The 23,113-nt window shown below is 66.0% G+C and carries 15 protein-coding genes and 1 pseudogene; 8 read left to right on the plus strand and 8 right to left on the minus strand.

Annotation, left to right across the window (positions count from 1 at the left end):
* The first annotated feature begins 141 nt into the window (after window positions 1–141).
* The 5 genes from queA to secF all read left to right on the plus strand — a co-directional run bounded on the left by queA (window position 142) and on the right by secF (window position 5,982).
* Window positions 142–1,212, plus strand: a complete 1,071-nt coding sequence (queA, locus tag EO139_RS14140; RefSeq protein WP_119128601.1) for a tRNA preQ1(34) S-adenosylmethionine ribosyltransferase-isomerase QueA — start codon at window positions 142–144, stop codon at window positions 1,210–1,212.
* A gap of 81 nt (window positions 1,213–1,293) precedes the next feature.
* Window positions 1,294–2,439: a tRNA guanosine(34) transglycosylase Tgt gene (tgt, locus tag EO139_RS14145; protein ID WP_126971132.1), complete on the plus strand. Its 1,146-nt coding sequence runs from the start codon at window positions 1,294–1,296 to the stop codon at window positions 2,437–2,439.
* Window positions 2,440–2,570: 131 nt separating this feature from the next.
* Complete coding sequence (gene yajC, locus EO139_RS14150) at window positions 2,571–2,924, plus strand: preprotein translocase subunit YajC (RefSeq protein ID WP_104533651.1); 354 nt, start codon at window positions 2,571–2,573, stop codon at window positions 2,922–2,924.
* 185 nt (window positions 2,925–3,109) lie between these two features.
* The gene (gene secD, locus EO139_RS14155) at window positions 3,110–4,954 is read left to right on the plus strand and encodes a protein translocase subunit SecD (RefSeq protein WP_164739856.1); all 1,845 of its coding nucleotides are present in this window, start codon (window positions 3,110–3,112) and stop codon (window positions 4,952–4,954) included.
* Between the two features lie 59 nt (window positions 4,955–5,013).
* Window positions 5,014–5,982 (plus strand): protein translocase subunit SecF, encoded by a 969-nt coding sequence (gene secF / locus EO139_RS14160; RefSeq protein ID WP_115677457.1) that lies wholly within the window; start codon window positions 5,014–5,016, stop codon window positions 5,980–5,982.
* Window positions 5,983–6,131: 149 nt separating this feature from the next.
* Here the strand turns inward: secF and EO139_RS21710 are convergent.
* Window positions 6,132–6,453, minus strand: a pseudogene (locus EO139_RS21710) (phage integrase N-terminal SAM-like domain-containing protein); the annotation flags it as partial.
* A 786-nt stretch (window positions 6,454–7,239) separates the two neighbouring features.
* Here EO139_RS21710 and EO139_RS14175 point away from each other — a divergent pair.
* Both EO139_RS14175 and EO139_RS14180 read left to right on the plus strand, forming a co-directional pair.
* The gene (locus tag EO139_RS14175; RefSeq protein WP_126971136.1) at window positions 7,240–7,713 is read left to right on the plus strand and encodes a hypothetical protein; all 474 of its coding nucleotides are present in this window, start codon (window positions 7,240–7,242) and stop codon (window positions 7,711–7,713) included.
* A 91-nt stretch (window positions 7,714–7,804) separates the two neighbouring features.
* Window positions 7,805–8,674, plus strand: coding sequence for a nucleotide-binding protein (locus tag EO139_RS14180; protein ID WP_126971138.1), 870 nt, complete (start codon window positions 7,805–7,807; stop codon window positions 8,672–8,674).
* Window positions 8,675–9,473: 799 nt separating this feature from the next.
* On the opposite strand, the gene EO139_RS14185 is transcribed toward EO139_RS14180, so the two are convergent.
* The 4 genes from EO139_RS14185 to ptsP form a co-directional block, all read right to left on the minus strand.
* Window positions 9,474–10,751 carry a carbohydrate porin gene (locus EO139_RS14185; protein WP_164739857.1) on the minus strand — a complete coding sequence of 426 codons (1,278 nt, stop codon included), beginning with the start codon at window positions 10,749–10,751 and terminating at the stop codon, window positions 9,474–9,476.
* Window positions 10,752–10,937: 186 nt separating this feature from the next.
* Entirely contained in the window at window positions 10,938–12,674 is a 1,737-nt protein-coding gene (locus EO139_RS14190; protein ID WP_126971140.1) for a fructose-specific PTS transporter subunit EIIC, read from the minus strand.
* 113 nt (window positions 12,675–12,787) lie between these two features.
* Window positions 12,788–13,744 carry a 1-phosphofructokinase gene (gene pfkB / locus EO139_RS14195; RefSeq protein ID WP_126971142.1) on the minus strand — a complete coding sequence of 319 codons (957 nt, stop codon included), beginning with the start codon at window positions 13,742–13,744 and terminating at the stop codon, window positions 12,788–12,790.
* Complete coding sequence (gene ptsP, locus EO139_RS14200) at window positions 13,741–16,260, minus strand: phosphoenolpyruvate--protein phosphotransferase (RefSeq protein WP_126971144.1); 2,520 nt, start codon at window positions 16,258–16,260, stop codon at window positions 13,741–13,743. The genes pfkB and ptsP overlap by 4 nt, the downstream gene beginning before the upstream one ends.
* Before the next feature lie 161 nt (window positions 16,261–16,421).
* Here ptsP and EO139_RS14205 point away from each other — a divergent pair, with 161 nt between their 5' ends.
* Window positions 16,422–17,411, plus strand: a complete 990-nt coding sequence (locus EO139_RS14205; protein ID WP_104582121.1) for a LacI family DNA-binding transcriptional regulator — start codon at window positions 16,422–16,424, stop codon at window positions 17,409–17,411.
* Between the two features lie 277 nt (window positions 17,412–17,688).
* Here the strand turns inward: EO139_RS14205 and EO139_RS14210 are convergent, their stop codons facing one another.
* The 3 genes from EO139_RS14210 to EO139_RS14220 are packed head-to-tail and all read right to left on the minus strand — an operon-like array spanning window position 17,689 to window position 22,853.
* Complete coding sequence (locus EO139_RS14210; protein ID WP_104582122.1) at window positions 17,689–20,859, minus strand: multidrug efflux RND transporter permease subunit; 3,171 nt, start codon at window positions 20,857–20,859, stop codon at window positions 17,689–17,691.
* A 12-nt stretch (window positions 20,860–20,871) separates the two neighbouring features.
* Complete coding sequence (locus EO139_RS14215; protein WP_104582123.1) at window positions 20,872–22,179, minus strand: efflux RND transporter periplasmic adaptor subunit; 1,308 nt, start codon at window positions 22,177–22,179, stop codon at window positions 20,872–20,874.
* Window positions 22,180–22,193: 14 nt separating this feature from the next.
* The gene (locus EO139_RS14220; RefSeq protein WP_104582124.1) at window positions 22,194–22,853 is read right to left on the minus strand and encodes a TetR/AcrR family transcriptional regulator; all 660 of its coding nucleotides are present in this window, start codon (window positions 22,851–22,853) and stop codon (window positions 22,194–22,196) included.
* Window positions 22,854–23,113 lie beyond the last annotated feature (260 nt).

The raw sequence follows: 23,113 nt of genomic DNA on the forward strand, positions 1-23,113 counted from the left end.
ATGGGGAATCGTAAGAGCCAGATCCGAGGGCCGAAACTCATACGGCGCAGACTGGCCCGCTTTTACGATTCCCGATTCCCGAATCTCCATTCCCCGCCGCAGTTACACTATCCGGCTCCTCAGCCAACACATCCTGCGGCCTTGAAGAAGTCCGATTTCAACTATTCGCTGCCCGACGAGCTGATCGCCCAGGCGCCATTGGCCGAGCGTGCGGCCAGCCGCTTGCTGGTGGTGCCGCCGTCGCCGCAGGCGCTGGTCGACCGGCAGGTGCGCGATCTGCCCGAGTTGCTGCAGCCGGGCGATCTGCTGATCTTCAACGATACCCGGGTGATCCCGGCGCGGCTGTTCGGGCAGAAGGCCAGCGGCGGGCGGGTGGAAATCCTGATCGAGCGCCTGCTGGGCGAGCGGCAGGCGCGCGTGCAGATCGGCGCCAGCAAGTCGCCCAAGGCCGGCAGCTGGATCGCGCTGGATGCCGGCGGCCAGGCCGAGGTGCTGGGCCGCGACGGCGAGTTCTACCTGCTGCGCTTCGAGATCCCCACTCCGCTGGAGCACTGGCTGCTGGAGGCCGGGCGCCTGCCGCTGCCGCCGTACATCCGCCGCGAGCCGGGGGTGGAAGACCGCGAGCGCTACCAGACCGTGTTCGCGCGCGAAGTGGGCGCAGTGGCCGCGCCCACCGCCGGGCTGCATTTCGACGAGGCGCTGCTGGCACGGCTGCGCGAGCGCGGGGTGGAGTTCGGCCATGTCACCCTGCACGTAGGCGCCGGCACCTTCCAGCCGGTGCGCGTGGACGCGCTGGATCAGCACGTGATGCACACCGAATGGCTCAACGTCGGCGCCGCGCTGGTCGAGCAGGTGCGGCGCGCGCGCGCGCGTGGCGGGCGCGTCATCGCGGTGGGAACCACGGTGGTGCGCTCGCTGGAAAGCGCCTGGCGCATCACCGATGCCGCGCCCGAGGGCGAGTTGCTGCCGTTTGCCGGCGAAACCCAGATCTTCATCCTGCCCGGCTACCGCATCCGCAGCGTCGACGCGATGGTCACCAACTTCCATCTGCCCGAAAGCACGCTGCTGATGATGGTCTCGGCCTTTGCCGGCCGCGAGCGCATCTTCGCCGCCTACCAACACGCCATCGAACAGCGCTATCGCTTCTTTTCGTATGGCGATGCGATGCTGTTGTGGAGCAGGGATTGGGGATTCGGGAGTGGGGAATCGTAAGTCGGCATCCGCCGAACGATCAGCCACCTGCCAACCGCTTCTCCGATTCCCCAATCCCGATTCCCCAATCCCGGCCCCTCCATGTCCCGACTCCAGTTCCAGCTCCAAGCCACCGACGGCCATGCCCGCCGTGGGCGCCTGACCTTTCCGCGCGGCACTGTCGAGACGCCGGCGTTCATGCCGGTGGGCACCTATGGCTCGGTCAAGGGCATCCTGCCCGAGCAGATCCGCGCGCTGGGTGCGGAGATCATCCTGGGCAATACCTTCCACCTGTATCTGCGCCCGGGTCTGGAGGTGATCGGCGACCACGGCGGGCTGCACGGGTTCGCGCGCTGGGACGGGCCGATCCTCACCGATTCGGGCGGGTTCCAGGTGTTTTCGCTGGCCCATCGCCGCAAGATCACCGAGCAGGGCGTCACCTTCGCCTCGCCGACCGACGGTGCGCGGGTATTCCTGGGCCCGGAAGAGAGCATGCAGATCCAGAAGGTGCTCGATTCGGACATCGTGATGATTTTCGACGAATGCACGCCGTACCCGGCCACCGAGGAGGTGGCGCGGCGCTCGATGGAGCTGAGCCTGCGCTGGGCGCAACGCTCGCGGCAGGCGCATGACGGGTTGGGCAACGATGCGGCGCTGTTCGGCATCGTGCAGGGCGGGGTGCATCCGGACCTGCGCAGCCGCTCGCTGGACGGGCTGCAGGACATCGGTTTCGACGGTTACGCCATCGGCGGGCTGGCGGTGGGCGAGCCGGAGCACGAGCGCAATGCGATGCTGGAACACCTGCATCCGCGCCTGCCGGCCAAGCGCCCGCGCTACCTGATGGGCGTGGGCCGGCCCGAGGACCTGGTCGAAGGCGTGGCGCGTGGCGTGGACATGTTCGACTGCGTGATGCCCACCCGCAACGCGCGCAACGGGCATTACTTCACCTCCTTCGGCACCGTGCGCATCCGCAACGCCAGGTACGAACGCGACCTGGACACCATCGAGCCGGGCTGCGGCTGCCATGCCTGCAGCAGCGGCTACACGCGTTCGTATCTGCGCCACCTGGACCGCTGCAACGAGATGCTCGCGCCCATGCTGGGCACCCTGCACAACCTCTGGTACTACGAGAAGCTGATGGCCGACCTGCGCGCGGCCATCGCAGCGGGAACCTTTGCGCAGTTCCGGCGGTCCTTCTATGCGGCACGCGGCGCCACCACGCCGCCGTTGCCGGGGGAAACCAGCTGAGACCGGCCGTCCGCGCCCCGCGCGGACGGTTTGGAACCTGCATGGCATAATTCCCGGCTGTTCCGCTCCGGCGGTACCTGAATAGCGAGCGGGCCGCTTGGCGCGCTGGCACCAAAACTAGGACGCACTGAATGAATCTGCTCGATTTCCTGATCCCCGTCGCCCAGGCGCAGGCCACTGGCGGCGCGCCGGCGCCCGGCCCGATGGGAAGCCTGTCCACCTTCGCGCTGCCGATCATCCTGATCGCGGTCATGTATTTCCTGATGATCCGCCCGCAGATGAAGCGCCAGAAGGAGCACAAGTCGCTGCTGGACAAGCTGGCGCGCGGCGATGAAGTCATCACCTCCGGCGGCGTGGCGGGCGTGATCACCGACATCGGCGACAACTTCATCACCGTGGAAGTGGCCGACAACGTGCGCATCCGCGTGCAGAAGAGTGCCGTGGGCCACGTGCTGCCCAAGGGCACGCTGAAGTCTGCCAACTAAGCGGCAACCAACCTGCTGCGCCCACTGTCAGGTGGGCGCAGTCGGTGCCGTGAACCGGCGCGCATCGCTCCGCTCCGCGCACCGCCGCATCCACCTGACGACCGCTGGCGTCATTGTGTTGGCCGCTGGAAGTCGTTTTCACTGCTAGGCGCGTCGCCGGGATGGTGTCGCGCGGGACTGTCGCAATGCTCGAATTTCCTCGCTGGAAGTATTTCCTGATCCTGCTGGTGCTGGCGGTCAGTGCGTTGTACGCGCTGCCCAACATCTACCAGAAGGACCCGTCCGTGCAGATCACCGCCAGCCGCGGTGCCCAGCTCGACGACGCCTTGCGCAGCCGCATCGACGCCGACCTCAAGGCCGCCGGCATCACGCCGAAGGCCGTCACCCGGGAAGGCGACAGCCTGATGGTGCGCCTGCCCAACCTGCAGGCACAGACCCGCGCCAACGACGTGCTGCGCCAGCAACTGGGCGAGAACTACACGGTGGCGCTGAATCTGGCCTCGACCGTGCCGGACTGGCTGGCCAAGCTGGGCGGCCGGCCGATGGTGCTGGGCCTTGACCTGGTCGGCGGCGTGCATTTCGCCATGCAGGTGGACCAGAAGGCCGCGCTGGAAAAGCGCCTGGACGGCTTTGCCGAAGACATCCGCACCACGCTGCGCGATGGCCGTATCGCCTATCGCTCGGTCGAGCGCCGCGGCGACAACAGCATCCAGGTCAGCCTGAGCGAAGGCGCCAGCGTCGACGCCGCGCGCACCGCGCTGGCCAAGTCGCAGCCGACGCTGACCTATGACGTCAGCGGCCAGAACATCTCGGTGAAGGTGCCCGAGGCCGAGCTCAAGCAGATCGCCAGCGGCGCGATCGAGCAGAACCTCACCACCTTGCGTAACCGCGTCAACGCGCTGGGCGTGTCCGAACCGACCATCCAGCGCCAGGGCGAGGACCGCATCGTGGTCGAACTGCCCGGCCTGCAGGACACCGCCGAGGCCAAGCGCCTGATCGGTGCCACCGCCTCGCTGGAATTCCGCGCGGTGGTCGAAGGCAATGCCGAAGACGCCGTGCGCAGCGGCAGCATCCCGCCCGAAGCCAAGGTCTACCGCGTGCGCGATACCGGCGCGCCGGTGCTGCTGAACAAGCGCGCGCTGGTGACCGGCGACCAGATGGTCAGCGCCAGCGTCAGCACCGACCAGAACGGCATGCCGGCGGTGGCGGTGACGCTCAACAACGTTGCCGGCCAGCGCATGCTCGACTACACCAGCGCCAACGTCGGCAAGTTGATGTCGGTGGTCTACATCGAGCGCATCCCCACCGTGACCATGGTCGACGGCAAGGAAGTGCGCAGCGTTCGGGTCAAGGAAGAAGCCTTGTCGCCGACCCGCATTGCCGGCGTGTTCGGCAAGAACTTCCAGACCACCGGGCTGGAAAAGACCGAGGCCGAAAACCTGGCCAAACTGCTGAAATCCGGCTCGCTGGCCGCGCCGATGGATTTCGTCGAGGAATACGTGATCGGCCCGAGCCTGGGTGCGGAGAACGTGGAGCGCGGCGTCACCGCAGTGATCTACTCGTTCCTGTTCACGCTGGTGTTCTTCACCGTCTACTACCGCGTGTTCGGCGCGATCACCTCGGTGGCGCTGCTGTTCAACCTGCTGATCGTGGTGGCGGTGATGTCGCTGTTCGGCGCCACCATGACGCTGCCGGGCTTTGCCGGCCTGGCGCTGTCGGTGGGCCTGTCGGTGGACGCCAACGTGCTGATCAACGAGCGTATCCGCGAGGAGCTGCGGCTGGGCGTGCCGGCCAAATCGGCGATTGCCGCCGGCTACGAAAAGGCCGGCGGCACCATCCTGGACGCCAACCTCACCGGTTTGATCGTGGCGGTGGCCTTGTACGCGTTCGGCACCGGCCCGTTGAAGGGCTTCGCGCTGACCATGATGATCGGTATCTTCGCCTCGATGTTCACCGCGATCACCGTGTCGCGTGCGCTGGCGGTGCTGATCTACGGCCGCCGCAAGAAGCTGAAGACCGTCGCTATTTAATGCGAGTCCCTCGCAAGAGCCCGCACATCCATGTGCGGACTTTTTAGGAAGATCTTTCAATGAAAATTTTTCCGCTTCATCTGATCCCGAACGACACCAGGATCGACTTCATGCGCCTGCGCAAGCCGGTGCTGATCCTGATGCTGGTGATCGCGGTGGCCTCGGTCGGCGTCATCGTCGGCAAGGGCTTCAACTACGCGCTGGAATTCACCGGCGGCACGCTGGTGCAGACCTCGTTCCAGAAGACCGTGGACGTAGACCAGGTGCGCGAGCAGCTGGCCAGGGCCGGCTTCGAGAACGCCCAGGTGCAGAACGCGCGCGGCGGCAACGAGGTGATGATCCGCCTGCAGGCGCGCGAGCAGCACAACAACCGCGACGATGCCGCCAGCACCGTGGCCGAAGAAGTGCGCAAGGCGGTCAGCACCGCGCAGAACCCCGCCACCGTGCAGCCGGGCGAATTCGTCGGCCCGCAGGTCGGCAAGGATCTGGCCTTGAACGGCGTGTACGCCACGGTGTTCATGCTGGTGGGCTTTCTGATCTACATCGCCTTCCGCTTCGAGTGGAAGTTCGCGGTGGTCGCCAGCCTGACCGCCTTGTTCGACCTGCTGGTCACCGTGGCCTTCGTGTCGCTGACCGGCCGCGAGTTCGACCTGACCGTGCTGGCCGGCCTGTTGTCGGTGATGGGCTTTGCGATCAACGACATCATCGTGGTGTTCGACCGCGTGCGCGAGAACTTCCGCGCGTTGCGGGTGGAGCCGCTGGAAGTGCTGAACCGCTCGATCAACCAGACGCTCTCGCGCACGGTGATCACCGCGGTGATGTTCTTCCTGTCGGCGCTGGCGCTGTACATCTACGGCGGCGAGTCGATGGAAGGCCTGGCCGAAACGCACATGATTGGCGCGGTGATCGTGGTGATCTCCTCGGTGATCGTGGCAGTGCCGATGCTGAGCATCGGACCGTTTGCGGTGACCAAGCAGGATCTGCTGCCCAAGGCCAAGGACGTGGAGGCGCTGGCGCGTCGTCCTTGATCGGTTCGCAAGAGGTGTGACGAAAAAACCGCGCATTGCGCGGTTTTTTCGTTTCTGGCGTTGGGCGTCGTAACTGCATGGTGTGCACTGTGACGCCACCACTCAAGATTGTGAAAACTAGGGGTTTCGTCGGACATGTGATGCCGATCGATACGCAGTGCGTCGCGGGAGAGAAACAACAGCGCCGCCAATGCCTGGTTCTGTGTGCCCGCAGACACCTGTGCATCGGTCGCTATCTGGCCGGCATGCGCGCGGTCTTCCCAAGCGGGTGAGGAATGCCTCTACCTCCGCCTAGCCAATCTGCGCCGGATGGAGCTTGCCGCTGGCCAGGATGAAGCACCCTATCCAACTCAGAGAGGCCTGCTCAGTGCGCAGGCTGTAGTGCCGTGCCCGCAGGCGATTGCGCACCTGATCGAGTAGCCAGAGCGGTGGAAGTGCTGTTACGCCGTGCTTTTTGGGGGTGTATTTCATACGCCTGCGTCCTTGCTGGATAACACTGAAAGCATCCGCATGGTCGCGGCCGCTTGCCATCGTGCGATCCCGTGACCCCGTGACCCCGGCTAGGATTGCCCCCGTTCACAAAGCGGCAGCGATCGAAGATACTCAGCGCAACACCGCATTTCTGCGGTCCAATAGTAGTTAGATGACATGGTCACTTATCCGCAACCTGCAGTTTGGCCAAATCACGCTGTCCAGCAATTCATCCAATCCCTTCTTGCGCAACCAATTCGGGCACCAGCGGGAGTCGCCCCGGCAGCGCATCCGCTGCACCATCAGCCAACATTGGCGTCATACGCCGTTGCTAATCCTAGCTACCCACCTGATGAGTGTTGGTTCAATTGCGTCGACTACTGCGTCAATAAAGGCGGCACGATCCCTGTATTTGGATGGGCCATTTGGCAGGCGGGGCCTAGTACTCTCGTGGCGCAACATCACGCAGTCGTAGACGATTCGGGGGCGCTGATCGACGTATCGCTCGGACCAATTGCCACTCCGCTGCTATTTGTTCCTGATAACAACGCACCCTTCGATTTCAACGCATTGAGGTTTCCGTTTAGCTTTGAGCAGTCGCCAGCCAAACAGCTCTGGTTCTCTACAGCTGGCACCTCGCCAACCTTTGCAATAGCTAAGGCACCGTCCTCACCCAGGGCATCTGCAGTGATCGCTGCGGGGCGCGCCGCAGGTGTCATCTAACAATTCGTCCAAGCCGACGCCGCTTCGCGGCGCGGCTTAACTCAGGTGTTAGACAGGGGAAAAATGAACGCCATCGACCAAATTCTGCAATGGCCCGTAATTGTTCAAGGCGCATTAGGTTCGTTGCTTTTTTGGATTGCGTACGAAATTGGCTCGCGCGCAACAAACTCGATCTCGAAAAAGCTTGGAAAGGATAAGCGTGTTGCGCTCTGGTTCTCCCTTTCTTCAGTTGTTTCAGATGACCGCGCAAGGCGAGACTCATTACGCATCACCTGCCTGTATGGGGCGTTGCACTATGCAATTAAAGCGATTTTGCTATTTGCATTTGCTTGGGCATCCTCGCTTTTCAACAAGACATTTGGCGCCGTTGGTTGTTTTGTCGGTATTTACTTCCTATTTCGCGCACTGTCCTACGTCCCACACTTCGACAAATTCGGCAGTGAAGCAAAAGCTAAAACAATGCTCACTGAACTTGAGGCGGATCTTGGCCTTGCTAAACCTGCCAATCCGGCAAGTTCAACTCCCGAAAAGCAGTAATGACCCGCGCCCTGTCTAGCAATTCATTCAAGCCGACGCCGTTTCGCGGCGCGGCTTAACTCAGGCATTCGCCCTCAATCCTGACAATCCCATGGCCCGAGCAAAAGCACCGGAACGTAAGTCTGCGAATCTCAGCATCGAGCAGATGCGGTCTGCCTTGAAGAAAATCGAGCGGCGCATCACAGAGCTAGAAGGATTTGACGTCAACTCAATTCGCGAGCGATGGGATCCTACTGTTGAGGCTCTTGAGAAAAAGGTGAACAGCACCCTTCAGGAGATCCTTGGGCACGACACCGTGGAGTACCACGAATACTCCATTAGATCGCTTGATACCCTGCCGCTAATCATGGGTGGCGGACCCGATCCGATTCAGAAGGTTCACGCTGGCTACCGGGAAGGCATCGAACGAGAGCGGCTCAAGCTAGGAACGCTCCGCGACATCCTTCGTGAGCGCATAGAGGACTCGGAAGAGCCAACAACGGCGTCACGAGCCGCCCCTGCCAAGGGTCGCGAGAGCACACGGCACGTTTTTGTTGTCCATGGTCACGACGACGGTTTGAAGGAGACGGTAGCCAGATACTTGTCAAGGCTGGAACTCACGCCGGTAGTTCTTCATGAGCAACCAAATCAGGGCAGAACAATCATTGAGAAGTTCGAACACCACGCGGATGTAGATTTTGCAGTCGTGCTTTTCACGCCCGACGATGCCGGGCATCCCATCAACAAGGCGGAGCAGTCTCAGCCAAGAGCTCGTCAGAACGTCGTACTTGAGCTTGGCTTCTTCATGGGCGCGCTCGGCCGTCATCGCGTCTGTGTTCTACACACAGGAGACATTGAGCTGCCTTCTGACTACGCGGGAGTGCTCTATCTTCCGCTGGACGTCGGCGGTGCTTGGCGGTTCCTACTAGCCAAAGAAATGAAAGCTAGCGGGATGCATATAGATCTCAACCTGGCTGGCTAGTTGAGGAGCTAACAATTCATTTAAGCCGAAGCCGCTTCGCGGCTCGGATTAATTTAGGCATTAGCGCTCATGTCAGAGACTACCGCAATTCAAATTACAGCAGACCGAGACAGCGTTTGCGCTGGAGATGACTGTGACTCACACCGAGCGACGTTCTCCATTGCGGCATCCTCCAATGTCCTGGAGGTGCTAGCCGCTGCTTGGCGCGCTTGCCCGCTGGCAGGAATTGCTGGAGGGCAAGCCACATGGCTACTTGATGTTGCTGGCTCGGAAAACTGCATTGGCGTTATGGCCCAACAGTGGCATCAGCCAAGGCTTTTGATCCATCCTGAGACAAGCGCGACTGATCTGTTTAAGGGTAAGGAGCCATCCTTGTACTTCCGCTATTGGTGCCAGAGCAATCCAGACGCAGTGTTTGAGTCGATCCAGACCAATGCGCCACTACCGGCGCGATACTCGTGATGAATCCTAACAATTCATTCAAGCCGAACCCGCTTCGCAGCGCGGCTTAGTTCTGGCGTTAGGCAGTTGTGGTTCATCATAGCTTCGGCATCCGCTGTCGCGTGATCCTGCGTGTCTAGTGACTGGCTTGCGCGACCAGATGGGCCCATAACGCCCCATTACGTGCGGTCGCGCGCCTGCGCGCTTCTTTGAATTCGTCGGCTACATCCAACAAGTGCTCAGGCTAACCGAGTCAACGCCATGCGTTGCACTGCAGTCAGATGCAACGCACCCGCCACTCACTTCAGGCAGTGGTGCCCGCCAAGCATGCGCGCAACGCGCGCTGCTTCTCTACCGGTCACAAATTCCAGTCGATCCGCATGCCAGCAATCAACGCGTTTTTCAGATCGTTGGTGCGGGTGGGTTCGTTGAACTGATCCGGGTTGATAACGTAATGCAGGTTCGGGGCGATGCGCAGGCGCTTGGTGACCTGGATGCCGTAGCTCAGCTCCATCATGATCTGGTTGTCGGCCGGGGTGCCGGTGCCGCCGGCCGAGGCGCGGGCCAGGCGCAGGTTTTCGATGGCTTCGTCGCTGTACTTCTGCTGGGTGATCACAAACGCAATGTTGTCCTGCGGGCGGCTGGCGAAGGTGCCTTTCTGCACCAGGCCCAGTTGCACGAAGTGGTCCTCGATCGCCTGGCCGCCGGTGCTCTTGAGGACGGCGCCGAACACGGTCAGGCCGCGGGCGCCGGACGGGTCGGGGTTGGTGACCTGTTGTTCGAAGCGGGCGAACATGCCCGAGCGGCCCTGCTTGTTCTCGTAGCCCAGGCCGCTGAGCACCGCCGGGTTGCCGTTACGGTCGCGCAGCGGGTCGGTGTAGTCGGAGTTGTCCTGCCAGCCGCCGAGTTCGTACATCGCGGCCATGCTGCCGTCGCCGCCCTTGTTCTTGTAGCCGACCGCGTACGGCACCACCACGCCGGTGGTGTCGTCGGTGCTCCACTTCAGGCCGTGCTGGCCGTCCTGGGCCTGCACCGGGTTCACCTCGTAGGCGCCCACATGCACGTAGACCTTGGGCGTGACCCAGGCGGTGGCATGCGCGGCCCAGCTGGACACCGGCCAGTAGGTGAAGTTGCTGGTGCGGAACACGAAGGTGGGATTGCCGCAGGCCGAGTTGCCCTGGAAGTACTGGCATAGGTCCGAGCCGAGGAAATGGATGTTGGCCACGCTGCGGCCGGCTTCCAGTTCCAGGCGGTCGTCGAAGAGTTTCTGCAGCAGGGTGAAGTTGGCCAGGCGCGTGCCCTGGCCGCCGTAGATCTCCTGCACCGAGGTGCTGTTGCCGATGCTGCTGTTGGCCAGGTTGGTGCCGTGGCGGTTGGTGACGTACAGCTTGACGGTGGCGCCGCCCCAGCCGAACAGGCGGTCCATGTCGACGTCAGTGCCGACCATCAGCTGGCCGGCATAGGCGTCGCCGTTCTTGCGGCCGCCATCGATCATCGACGCCGCTTCGCCGGTGTAACCCAGCTTGAGCTTGAAGGCATCGGCGGCATCCTGCGCATGGGCGAGCGGGGTCAGCGCCAGTGCCAGCGACAGGCACAGCAGGCGGGGACGGGCATGGCGGGGGGCGAGGACGGTCATGGCAGGACTCCGAACGAAGGAAGGCGTGGCCGAGGTGGCGAACGCGACAGCTAGGGGATGGGCAAGCCGCTGGCCGCGCACGAAGGTGCGCAGCGCAGCGGTGAAACCAGTCAGGGGTGGAGTGGGGCGGCGATCAGGCGTGGCGCATGCGCGGACGGCAAGCAGCAATGGCGAGGTGGCCGACCGTCAGGCGACCACGTCGGCCACCGGCTTCTTGAGCAGGCGCAGCGCCACCGCGGTGACCACCACGCCGACGACCAGGGCCAGCACGTAATTGAGCAGGTGGGTCACCGCGTTGGGGATCAGCAGCACGAAGATGCCGCCATGCGGTGCCTTCAACTCGGCACCGGCGGTCATCGAGATCGCGCCGGCCACGGCCGAGCCGATCACCAGCGCCGGGATGGTGCGCAGCGGGTCGCGCGCGGCATACGGGATGGCACCTTCGGTGACGAAGGCCAGCCCGAGCACGCCGGCGGCCGTGGCCGAGCCGCGCTCTTCCACGGTGAAGCGGTTGCGGAACACCCAGGTGGCCAGCGCGATGCCCAGCGGCGGGGTCATGCCGGCGACCATGGCGGCGGCCATCGGGGTATAGACCTGGCTGGCGATCAGACCAGTTGAAAAAGCGTAGGCGGCCTTGTTGACCGGCCCGCCCATGTCGAAGGCCATCATGCCGCCAAGCAACAGGCCCAGCAGCAGCGCGCTGCTGCCCTGCATACCGCGCAGCCAGGCGGTGAGCCAGGCCAGCAGGTCGGCGACCGGTTGGCCGAACACATACATCATCGCCAGGCCGACCAGCAGCGTGCCCAGCACCGGCAGGATCAGCACCGGCTTGAGCCCTTCCAGGTTGCGCGGCAGGCGGATGTAGCGGTTGAGCGCGGCCACGCCATAGCCGGCGATGAAGCCCGCAATAATGCCGCCAAGGAAGCCGGCATTGAGGTTGGCGGCGACCAGGCCGCCGATCATGCCGGGCGCGATACCGGGGCGGTCGGCGATGGAGTAGGCGATATAGCCGGCCAGCGCGGGCACCATCAGGGTGAAGCCGGCCTTGGCGCCGATCTGGAACAGCGACCAGGCCAGCGTGCCCTGGTGCGCATCGTCGCCGGCATAGATGCCGCCGAGCGCGAATGCCAAGGCGATCAACAGGCCGCCGGCGGTGACGAAGGGCAGCATGAACGACACGCCGGTCATCAGGTGCTTGTAGGCGCCGGTGCGGCCGTTGCCCGTGTTTTCGGCCTTGGCGGCGCCTGCGACCGGCGCCGCGCCGCCGTGCACGCCGGCTTCGGCCAGCGCTTTCTGGATCAAGGCCGGGCCATCGTTGATCGCCGGCTTGGTGCCGCTCTTGAACAGGCGCTTGCCGCCGAAACGGGCCAGGTCGACCTCGCGATCGGCGGCGATCAGCACCAGGTCGGCAGCGCGGATTTCCTCGTCGGTCAACGCGTCCTGCGCACCCACCGAACCTTGCGTTTCCACGCGCATCTGGTGGCCAAGCTTCTTGGCCGCCTGCTGCAGGCCTTCGGCGGCCATGAAGGTGTGCGCGATGCCGGTGGGGCAGGAGGTGATCGCGACGATGCGCTTGCTGCCGGCGCTTGCGCTGGCTGCGGCAGCCGACGCGTTTGCAGCTGCCGGTGCGGCGAGCTGGTGCACTGCGGCGGCCGGGTCGTCGAGTACCGCGCCCAGGCTCAGGCGCAGCAGCTGCGCATCGCCGAAGCGGGCGGTGTCGGCATCGGCGTCGCCGATCACCAGCACCTGGGTGGCGCCGCTGGCCAGGTCGCCCGGCAGTGCGCCGAGCACACCCTGGTCGCTGCGGATCTCGATCGTCACGCTGCGCCCGGCGGCGGTGGCCGCGCGGCGCAGCGCTTCGGCCGCCAGGACGGCTTCGGTGCTGCGGTCGCCAGCGGCGATGACCACGATGGAAGAGGACATGCAAATCTCCTGCGTTGTTCGGTCGCCGGCGAGCGCCGGCGGGATACGTGGTGTCTTGCGCAAGACCCGGGCGCGTTGCGGTGGTGCTCCCACCGGGCGCGCCGCCGGCCTTGCTAGGAGAGCTGGTCGATGACGACCTCGCCGGTGAGCTTGCGTACCTGCTGCGGGTTCAGCCGGCGCGCATCGCCGCTTTCCAGCCGGCTGACCGAGAACGCCGTCGCCAGACGGGCGCACTGTTCCAGGTCGGTGGAGTCGTCGAGCAGCGCGGCGGCCAGGCCGGCCACCATCGCGTCACCGGCGCCCACGCTGCTGCCCTGTGCCAGGCGCGGCGGACGCGCGATCAGGCGCTGGTCGCGCTGCACGAACAAGGCGCCCTCGGTGCCCATCGAAATGACCACCAGCTGGATGCCGCGGGCGATCAGTTCGTGCGCGGCGGCGCTGAGGGCGGCGCGGTCGGTTAGCGGGCGGCCGGTCCAGGCTTCCAGCTCGTGCCGGTTCGGCTTGACTGCGTAGGGCAGCGCCTGGCGTGCGGCACCGAGTGCGGCCACCAGCGGCGCGCCACTGGTGTCCAGCAGCACGCGCGCACCGGCGGCGCTGACCTGCGCCTGCAGCTGCGCCCAGCTGTCGTCCGGCAGGCCGGCCGGCAGGCTGCCCGACAGCACCACCGGCAGGCCGGGCCGCAGCAGCGGGGCGAGGTGGTCGGCCACGCCCTGCAGATGCGGCTGGCCCAGGCGCAGGCCGGGCAGGTTGATGTCGGTGGTGTCGTTGCTGCGCGCCTCGACCAGCTTGAGGTTGGTACGGGTCTCGCCGGCCACGCGCTGGCAGTGATCGGTGATGCCGCGCTCGCGGAACAGCGCCTCGAACACGCCGGCATTGCCGGCCCCGAGCACGCCGAGTGCGGCGACCTGGCTGCCCCAGTCGGCCAGGCACGCGGCCACGTTGATGCCCTTGCCGCCGGCATCGTTGCGCACGCTGCTGGCGCGATGCACCGCGCCCGGCTGCAGGCTGTCGAGCTGGATGGTCTGGTCGATCGCCGGGTTCAGCGTGACGGTGATGGCGTGCAGGTTCATGCCTGGCCCTCGCGCGTTGCTTCGAGCGCGCGCACCTGCTCTGCGGTCTCACAGTTCAATGCCTGCTCGGCCAGCTGCTGCAGCGCGCTCAATGCGGTGCCACGCAGGCGTGCCTTGACCGCCGGGATGTCGTTGGGCGTCATCGACAACTCCTGCACACCCAGGCCGGCCAGCAGGCTGGCGCCGAACGGATCGCCGGCCAGGCCGCCGCACACGCCGACCCAGCGCTCGTGCTTGCGCGCACCCTCGATGGTGCTGCGGATCATGCGCAGCACCGCCGGGTGCAGGCTGTCGGCTTCGGCGGCCAGCTCCGGGTTCTGGCGGTCGATCGCCAGCACGTACTGGGTCAAATCATTGGTGCCGATCGAGAAGAAGTCCGCATGCCGCGCCAGCACGTCGGCCTGCGCGGCGGCGGCGGGCACTTCGATCATGATGCCGATCGGAACCTCCGGCGCGTCGAGTTCGCCGCGGAGGCGCGCACAGATCGCGCGCAGGCTGATCAGCTCTGGCACCGAGGTGATCATCGGGAACATGATCGACAGCCGTGCCCCGTCCTTGGCGGCGCGGTACAGCGCCCGCAGCTGCGGTTCAAGCAGGTCCGGGCGGCGCAGCAGCAGGCGCGCGCCGCGCACGCCCAGGAACGGGTTTTCCTCGTGCGGCAGCTCCAGATGCGCCACCTGCTTGTCGCCGCCGATGTCCAGCGCACGCACGATCAGCGGGCGGCCATCCAGCGCCTGCGCCATCGCCAGGTAGGTCTGGTACTGCTCGTCTTCGCTGGGCGTGCTGCCGCTTTCCAGGAACAGGAATTCGGTGCGCATCAGGCCGACGCCTTCGGCGCCCTGGGTCAGTGCCATCGCCACCTGGTCGGGCAGGTTGACGTTGGCGCCGATGTCGATGTGGTGGCCGTCGGTGGTTTCGGCGGGCAAGGCGCGCTGGGCAGCCTCGCGCTCGCGGATGGCCTGCTGCTCGGCGATATGCGTGCGCGCCGCATCCAGGTCGAGTGCGGACGGGTTGATGTACAGCCGCCCGCTGCTGCCGTCGATGATGGCGGTGACGCCGTCTTCGATATCCATGAGTTGGCCGCCGGCCGCGACCAGCGCCGGCAGGCCGAGCGTGCGCGACAGGATCGCGGTATGCGAGGTCGGCCCGCCTTGGGCGGTGGCCAGGCCGAGCACGCGCGTGGTGTCCAGGTTGGCGGTGTCCGACGGCGACAGATCGCCGGCCAGCAGGATGCAGGGCTGCTCCGGCAGGTCGGTCAGGCCGGCGCCGGCAGCGGCCGGGTCGAGCTGGGCCAGCACGCGGCGGCCGACGTCGCGCAGGTCGGCCGCGCGGCCGGCCAGCACCGGGTTGCCGAGTGCGGCCAGGCCCGAGGCGATTTGTTCCACCGCCTGGTGCCACGACCACGCCACGCCGTGGCCTTCGACCATCAGCTGGCAGGTGCGGGTGATCAGGTCGGTGTCGTTGAGCAGTTCGGCCTGGGCCTTGAAGATCGCCGCGTCCGAAGCACCGAGCCGGCGTTGGGTGTCGTCCTGGATCGCCGCCAGCTGCTGGCGGGTGCGGGTCAGCGCGTCGTGCAGCAGCGCGCCGCCATCGCCCAGGCCGACCGGTTGATCGGCCACTTCGGTCTGCGCCGCACGCAGCCGGTGCACGATGCCGATCGCCACGCCCGGGCTGGCGCCGATGCCGACGATGGCCGGCTGTGCCTGCGGCGGCGTCCAGCCGACCACCGGGGCGGCGCGGCGTTGCGCGGCGCGTTCGGCATCGGCCTTTTCCTGCGCGGTCAGGCTGTCCATCACCGCGCGCAGGCGCTTGAGCAGCGCGGCGGCATCGGGGCCTTCGGCCGAGACGGTGATGCTGTCGCCGGCACGCAGGCCGAGCTGCAGCAGCCCGACCAGGCTCTTGGCATCGGCGGCCTGGTCGCCGGCGCGTACCTGGGCGCGCGCCGAGAAGCCGCGTGCGGTCTCGGCCCAGCGGGTGGCCGGGCGCGCGTGCAGGCCGCTGGGGTAGGCGATGGTCCACGCGAAGGTTTCGGCCAGGTCGGTGGCCGGTGCGGCGCTGGTGTCGGGCGCACGGTCGCCGGTCAGGGCGGCCACGATCACGCCGGGGTCGTCGGTGGTGAACAGCGCTTCCAGCTGGGCCGGGTCCTGGATCAGGCGGGTCAGCCGGCGCAGCAAGGTGATGTGGGTGTCGGACTGGGCGGCGATGCCGACCACCAGCCGGGTGGTCTGGCCCGGGTTCCACTCCACGCCCTCGGGCAACTGCAGCACCGCGATGCCGTCGCGGCGCACCAGGTGGCGGTCTTCGCCAACGCCGTGCGGGATCGCCAGGCCATGGCCCAGGAAGGTGTTCGCCAGGCCTTCGCGGCGCCGCATGCTGGCGTCATAGCCCGGCGCCACGCAGCCGGCGGCGACCAGCAACTGGGCAGCCTGGGCGATGGCGTCGTCCTTGTCGCGGGCATGCGCACGCAGACGCACGAGTTCGGGGGTGACGGGGGCGGCTGGCGACGGAGAGGACAAGACGGACTCCGGGATGGGAACGGGCTGGGCAGTATAGTGGGAACGTTCCCACGTTCCAGGTCAATGTGCGCTGCACAAAAACGGCGTAGTGCTTTCGGGTTAGCATCGGATCAGGCACCGCACCTGGCTGCAGGTGCGCAAATGGAGCGGGAACGGTCCCAGTGAGTATCAGCATCAACGACGTGGCCCGCGTGGCCGGGGTTTCCAAATCGACGGTCTCGCGCGCGCTGGGCACTGGCCCGGTCAGCGAGGAAGTACGGGCCAAGGTCGAGGCGGCGGTGCGCCAGACCGGCTACCGGCCCAATCTGATGGCGCGACGCCTGCGCTCCCAGCAGTCCGGCATCCTGGGGGTGATCGTCGCCGACATCCGCAACCCGTACTTCACCGCGCTGATCCGCGCGGTGGAGGAGGTGGCCTACCGTGCCGGCATGCGCGTGACCCTGTGTAACACCGACGAAGACCCCGAGCGCGAGGCGCTGTACCTGCAATTGATGCAGGAAGAACGCATCACCGGGCTGATCTTCGCGCCAACCCGCAGCACGGTCGGGCGCATGCACGAGCTGGTGCTGGACTACCCGACCGTGCTGGTGGACCGCGCCGGCCCCGGCAGCCGCTACGACAGCGTGGTGCTGGACAACGCCGCGGCCATGGGCGAGCTGGTCGCGCATCTGCAGGCGCAGGGGTATCGGCGCATCGGCGGGTTGTTCGGCACCAGTACCACCGCGACCGAGCGTCGCAACGGCTATCTGGCCGCGATGCGCGCGCCCGGGCTGACGCCGGCCTACCGCGAAGTGGCGCCCACCGCCGAAGCGGCGATTGCCGAAGTCGGCCAATGGCTGGCCGGTGCAGACCGGCCCGAGGCCATTGTCACCAGTAACAGCCTGCTGTTGATGGGCGCGCTCAAGGCCGCCCGCACCGCCGGTCTGCGCCTGCCCGACGACCTGGCCCTGGCCGGCTTCGACAACGAGCGCTGGACCGACCTGGTCGAGCCCGGCATTACCGTGGTCGAGCAGCCGGTCGAGGACATGGGCCGCGCAGCGATGTCGCTGCTGCTGGAACGCCTGGGCAACCCGCAGCTGCCGATCCGCCGCATGGTGATGACCGGCCGCTGCGTGGTGCGCGGCTCCACCGGCCCCCGCACCCCACCGTAGGAGCGCACCTGGGCGCGACGGGCGTTACCGGTAGAGCCCATCGCGCCCAGGGGCGCTCCTACAACGCCGTGGCGGTTGTTGCGGATCGCGCTGAGCGGGCCTTGCCCGAGCACGGCATGTCACCGATCCCCTCACCGTAGGAGCGCACCCGGGCGCGACGGGCGTTACCGGTCATGCACGTCGCGCCCGGGGGCGCTCCTACGAGATATCACTGTTGCGCAGCCCAAAAAAAAGCCCCGGCAGTGCCGGGGCTTTTCGTTCTACGCGATGTCCCAGATCAACGATCCGGACGATGGCTTCCGGCGTCGCCCTGTGCCGCGAGGTAGTCCTTGGACTGTTCGTCCAGCTTGTCGCCCAGCATGCGGCGCACCACCACGAAGAACAGCGGGATGAAGATCACGCCGAGCACGGTGGCGAACACCATGCCGCCGATCACGCCGGTACCGATGGAGTGACGCGAGTTGGCGCCGGCACCGGTGGAGATGGCCAGCGGCAGCACGCCCAGGATGAAAGCGAACGAGGTCATCAGGATCGGGCGGAAGCGCAGGTGTGCCGCTTCCAGCGTCGCCTCGCGCAGCGTCTTGCCTGCCGCACGCTGTTCCACCGCGAACTCCACGATCAGGATCGCGTTCTTCGCCGCCAGGCCGATCACGGTGATCATGCCGATCTTGAAGTACAGATCGTTCGGCAGCCCACGCAGCATCGAGAAGGTGATCGCACCCAGCACACCGATCGGCACCACCATCAGCACCGCCACCGGAATCGACCAGCTCTCGTAGAGGGCGGCCAGGCACAGGAACACCACCACCACCGACAACGCCAGCAACAGCGTGGCCGCATTACCGGCAATGATTTCCTGGTACGACATGCCGCTCCAGTCGAAGCCGAAGCCCGGCGGCAGATCGTTGTTGACGATCTCTTCCATCGCGGTCATCGCCTGGCCGGAGCTGCCACCCGGCGCCGGATTGCCGACGATGTTCACCGCCGAATAGCCGTTGTAGCGGTTCAACGCCGGCGAGGCGAAGGTCCAATCGGCCTTGACCACATTGCTCAGCGGAATCATTCCCGGCTGCCCATCGGCACCGACTGCTGTCGCACTGGGGCTGAAGAAGCTGCGCAGCGACTCGGGGCCGGTGCGGAACTGGTCGTCGGCACGGATGTTGACGCGCTTGATGCGGCCTTCGGAGAAGTAGTCGTTGATGTACACAGGCGCCAGCATCAGCTGGATCGAGCTGTAAATATCGCTGACGTCCAGGCCCATCGACTGCGCCTGCACACGGTCCACGGACAGCTGCAGCTGTGGTGCGTCTTCCAGGCCGTTCGGGCGCACGCCCACCATGGTGTCCTGCCTTTCCGCCGCCTTGCCCAGCACGATGTTGCGCGCCTGGGTCAGGGCTTGCTGGCCTGCGCCGGAGCGGTCCTGCAGCCACATGTCGAAGCCGCCGAACTGGCCCAGGCCCTGCACGGTGGGCAGGTTGACCACGAAGATCTGCGCGCCCTTGATGCCGTAGAAGGCACCGTTGAGCTGCTGGATCAACTGTTCGGCTGTGACGTCGCGCTCTTCCCACGGCTTGAGCCGGATGAAGCCCATGCCGACGTTTTCGCCCGAGCCAAGGAAGCTGAAACCGGCGATCTGCAGCATGCCTTCCACGGCCGGCTGCTTCTCCAGCACCGCACGCATCTGCGCGAACGCCTCGTTGGTGCGGATCTTGGTCGCGCCCGGCGGCAGCTGCACGATGGCCACTGCAAAGCCCTGGTCTTCTTCCGGCAGGAAGCTGCCCGGCATGCGGGTGAACAGGAAGCCGCACAGCACCACCAGCACCACGAACACGATCATCCACGGCGGCGAGCGCTTGAGGGTGTGGCCGACCACGCCGACATAGCGATGCGCCAGCTTGTCGTAGTACTTGTCGAAGGTGCGGTAGATCCAGTTCTTCTTGGTCGAGTGGGTGGACTTGAGGAACGCGCCGCACAGCGCCGGGGTGAAGCTCAACGCCAGGAACGCGGAGAACCCCATCGACATGGCGATGGTCAGCGCGAACTGCTTGTAGATCGCGCCCGAGGCGCCGGGTTGCAGCGAGGAGGGGATGAACACCGCCGCCAGCACCACGGTGATGGCCACCACCGCGCCGGTGATCTGGGTCATCGCCTTTTGCGTGGCCGCCTTCGGCTCCAGGTGCTCCTCGCTCATGATGCGTTCGACGTTCTCGATCACCACAATCGCGTCGTCGACCACGATGCCGATCGCCAGCACCATCGCAAACAGCGTCAGCTGGTTGATGGTGAAGCCGATCATGTACATGCCGAAGAACGTGCCCAGCAGCGCGACCGGAATCACCAGCGTGGGAATCACGGTGGCGCGGAAATTCTGCAGGAACAGCAGCATCACCAGGAACACCAGCACGATGGCTTCCACCAGCGTGTGGATCACTTCCTCGATGGAGATGCGCACGAAGGTGGTCGATTCGTACGGCGCAAACCAGGTCACGCCCTGCGGGAAGGTCGGCTGCAGTTCGTCGAGCTTGGCACCGACCGCCTCGGACACGTTCAGGGCGTTGGCGCCCGGCAGCAGCTGGATACCGAAGGCACCGGTGGGCTTGCCGTTGTACTGGGTGTCGAAGCCGTAGTTGCTCGGCCCCACGGTGACCCGCGCGACATCCTTCAAGCGCACCGTGGCACCGTTGTTGTCGGTGCGCAGGATGATGTTCTCGAACTGTTCCGGCGAGCTGAAGCGGCCCTCGGCCGACACGGTGGCGGTGAAGCTGATGCCTTCCGGAGTCGGGTCGGCGCCCACCGAACCGGCAGCGAACTGCACGTTCTGGTTACGCACCGCGGTCAGCACCTGGGTTGCCGACAGGTTGTAGCCCTGCAGCTTCTCCGGGTTCAGCCAGATGTTCATCGCGTACTCGGCGCCGAACTGGTTGGTGCTGCCCACGCCGGGCACGCGCGAGATCTGCTCGAGCACGCGCGAGCCGACGATGTCGTTGAGCGCGTCGCGGTTGATCGACGGGTTGTCCGAGCGCAACGCGGCCACCATCAGGAAGCCGGCGTTGGCCTTGGCCACCACCACACCCTGCTGGGTGACTTCCGAAGGCAGACGCGGCGTGGCCAGCGACACCTTGTTCTGCACCTGCACCTGGGCGATATCCGCGTCGGTGCCGGTTTCGAAGGTCAGCGTGATGGTCACGCGGCCGTTGGCGGCCGAGGACGAGTTGAAGTACAGCAGGTGATCGATACCGGTGAGCTGCTGCTCGATGACCTGGGTCACCGCTTTTTCGGCGGTATCGGCGCTGGCGCCGGGGAAGTTGGCGGTGACGGTGACCTGCGGCGGGGCGATCGTGGGGTACGACTCGATACCCAGATTCAGGATCGAGATCACGCCCGCAAGCGAGATCAGGATCGCCACCACCCAGGCAAAGACAGGGTGTTCGATAAAAAACTTAGGCATGTCCGGGTTCCGTTACTGCTGCTTGGACTGGGAGTCGGCCGGCTGCGCCGCAGCGTCTGGCTTGGACTGTTCCTGCGCGGCCGGTGCCGCCGCGTCGGCCTTGTCGGCTGCCGGTGCGGCCTGTGCGTCGCCACCCTGGGCGGCGGCGGGAGCCGCGCCCGGTGCACCCGGCTGGCCGCCCTGCGCCGGCTTGTTCGGATCCCACGGCACGCCCTTGGCGGGCTGGCCTTCCTTGGCCTTCTGCACGCCATCGACGATCACCTGATCGCCCGGGGTCACGCCACCGGTGACGATCCACTGACCTTTCTGCTGGCCATCGACGGTGAGATTCTTGCGCACCACCTTGCCATCCTTGCCCAGCACCAGCGCGTAGGCGCCGGTGGCATCGCGCTGCACGGCCTGCTGCGGCATCAGGTAGGCGTTGTTGCGCTGGCCCAGGCTGGCCTTGAAGGTCACGAACGCGCCCGGCAGCAGTGCCTGTTCCGGGTTGGGCAGGGTCGCGCGCAGCGACACCGCACCGGTGCTCGGGTCCACCGTCACCGCCGACACGTCCAGCGTACCCGGGTGCGGGTACTGCGTGCCGTTGCCCAGTTCCACGTTGATGGTGGACTTGCCATCGCCGCTGAGCTGCACGTTGCCGCTGCTCTGGGCCTGGCGCAGGGCGGCGAGCTCTTCGCTGCTCATCGCAAAGTTCACATACAGCGGGTCGATCTGGTCGACCGTGGTCAGCAGGGTGGCCTCACCCGAGCCGACCAGCGCACCTTCGGTCACGCGCTGGATGCCGGCGCGGCCGGTGATCGGCGAGGTGACGCTGGCAAAGCCGAGCTGGATGCGGGCGGACTCGACCTGGCCGCGTGCCTGCTGCACGTTGGCGCGGGAGGAGCGCTCGGTGGCTTCGGCGTTGTCGATGTCGGCCCGCGACACGTACTGCTGCGGGGCCAGGCTGCGCGCGCGCTTGGCGGCGACCTGGGCATTGGCGTAGGTCGCCTCGGCGGCGGCCAGCTGGCCCTGTGCCTGCAGCAGCGTGGCCTTCAGCGGTGCCGGGTCGATCTCGAACAGCGGCTGGCCTTCCTTGACGTCGGTGCCCTCGGTGTACAGGCGCTTGAGCACCACGCCGTCCACGCGTGCGCGCACGTCGGCCGAGCGGAATGCCGACAGGCGGCCGACCAGGTCGCGTTCCAGCGGCAGCGTCTGCGGCTTCATTTCCAGCACCGACACTTCCGGCGGCGGCGGCGCCTGCTGTTGTTCGGGCTTGCTGCAGGCAGCCAGCGCCAGGGTGATGGCACAGGCCAGGCCGAATGTGCGGAGCGGGGCGATCATCAGGAGGAACTCCGTTAGGGTCTTGAAGTGAGAAAGGAAAGCGGGGACAGCGAAGGCGTGGCAGCGACCGCGGCAAAGGCGCGCAAAAACGTGTCGACAGCGAACTGCGCCCACTGCTGCCTGGCGGGGAGGCCGGCGCGGTGGGGTACCTGAAAGCGTTGCCGGTCGAAATCCAGACCGACGATCATGCTCAACAGCAGTTCGGCCATACAGTGCGGATCGTCATGGCGCAGCTGGCCGGCCTGCATCGCCTGTTCGAAGCGCTGCGCCAGGCGCTGCTGCATGCCGACGACCCCGTCCTGGAAGATCTGCTGCGACTGGTCGGGAAACCGGTGCGATTCGGCCTCCACCAATCGGCAGGTCTGTAGCACATCGGGCCGGTTCAGGCGGTCAAGATGGGCCAGCGCAAAGGCCAGCAGATCCTCGCGCAACTCGCCGGAGGCGGTGCCCAGCGGCACCGTGGCCAGATGCACGTGGTCCTGAAGGACATCGCGCAGCAGGTTTTCTTTACAACCGTAGTAACTATAGAGCGTCTGCTTGGAACAACCGGCACGCTCGGCCACGGCATCCATGCTCAGCCGCATGCCACGCTCGGCAAGCAGCGTATGCACAGCCGCATGGATGCGGCGATCGCAATCCGAGCGCCGGGAAGCACGGTGGGAACGGGGGGTCATGGCGGTAGACTATACCGTCCAGTTTAGTTTTTAAACAGGCTTGACGGTCGCAATTCTGTCTGTACAGCGCCTTGTGCGCCAAGCGTCGGGCCCGACTTTGCCGGTTGTGGCGGTCCGGCAGGCCGATGCGCGGCCGCCAATCGGCCGCCGCCCGAGGAATTACAGTCGGGTAGCGCTTGGATGCCGCGTCCGGGGCCGGCGCCGGCCCCGGGAATTTGCGCTATGCAGCAAGGCGCCTTCATCCGGCGCCGGTACAATTC

The organism is Xanthomonas sp. BRIP62411, from assembly GCF_003993525.1.
GTDB classification, from domain to species: Bacteria; Pseudomonadota; Gammaproteobacteria; order Xanthomonadales; family Xanthomonadaceae; genus Xanthomonas; species Xanthomonas euroxanthea.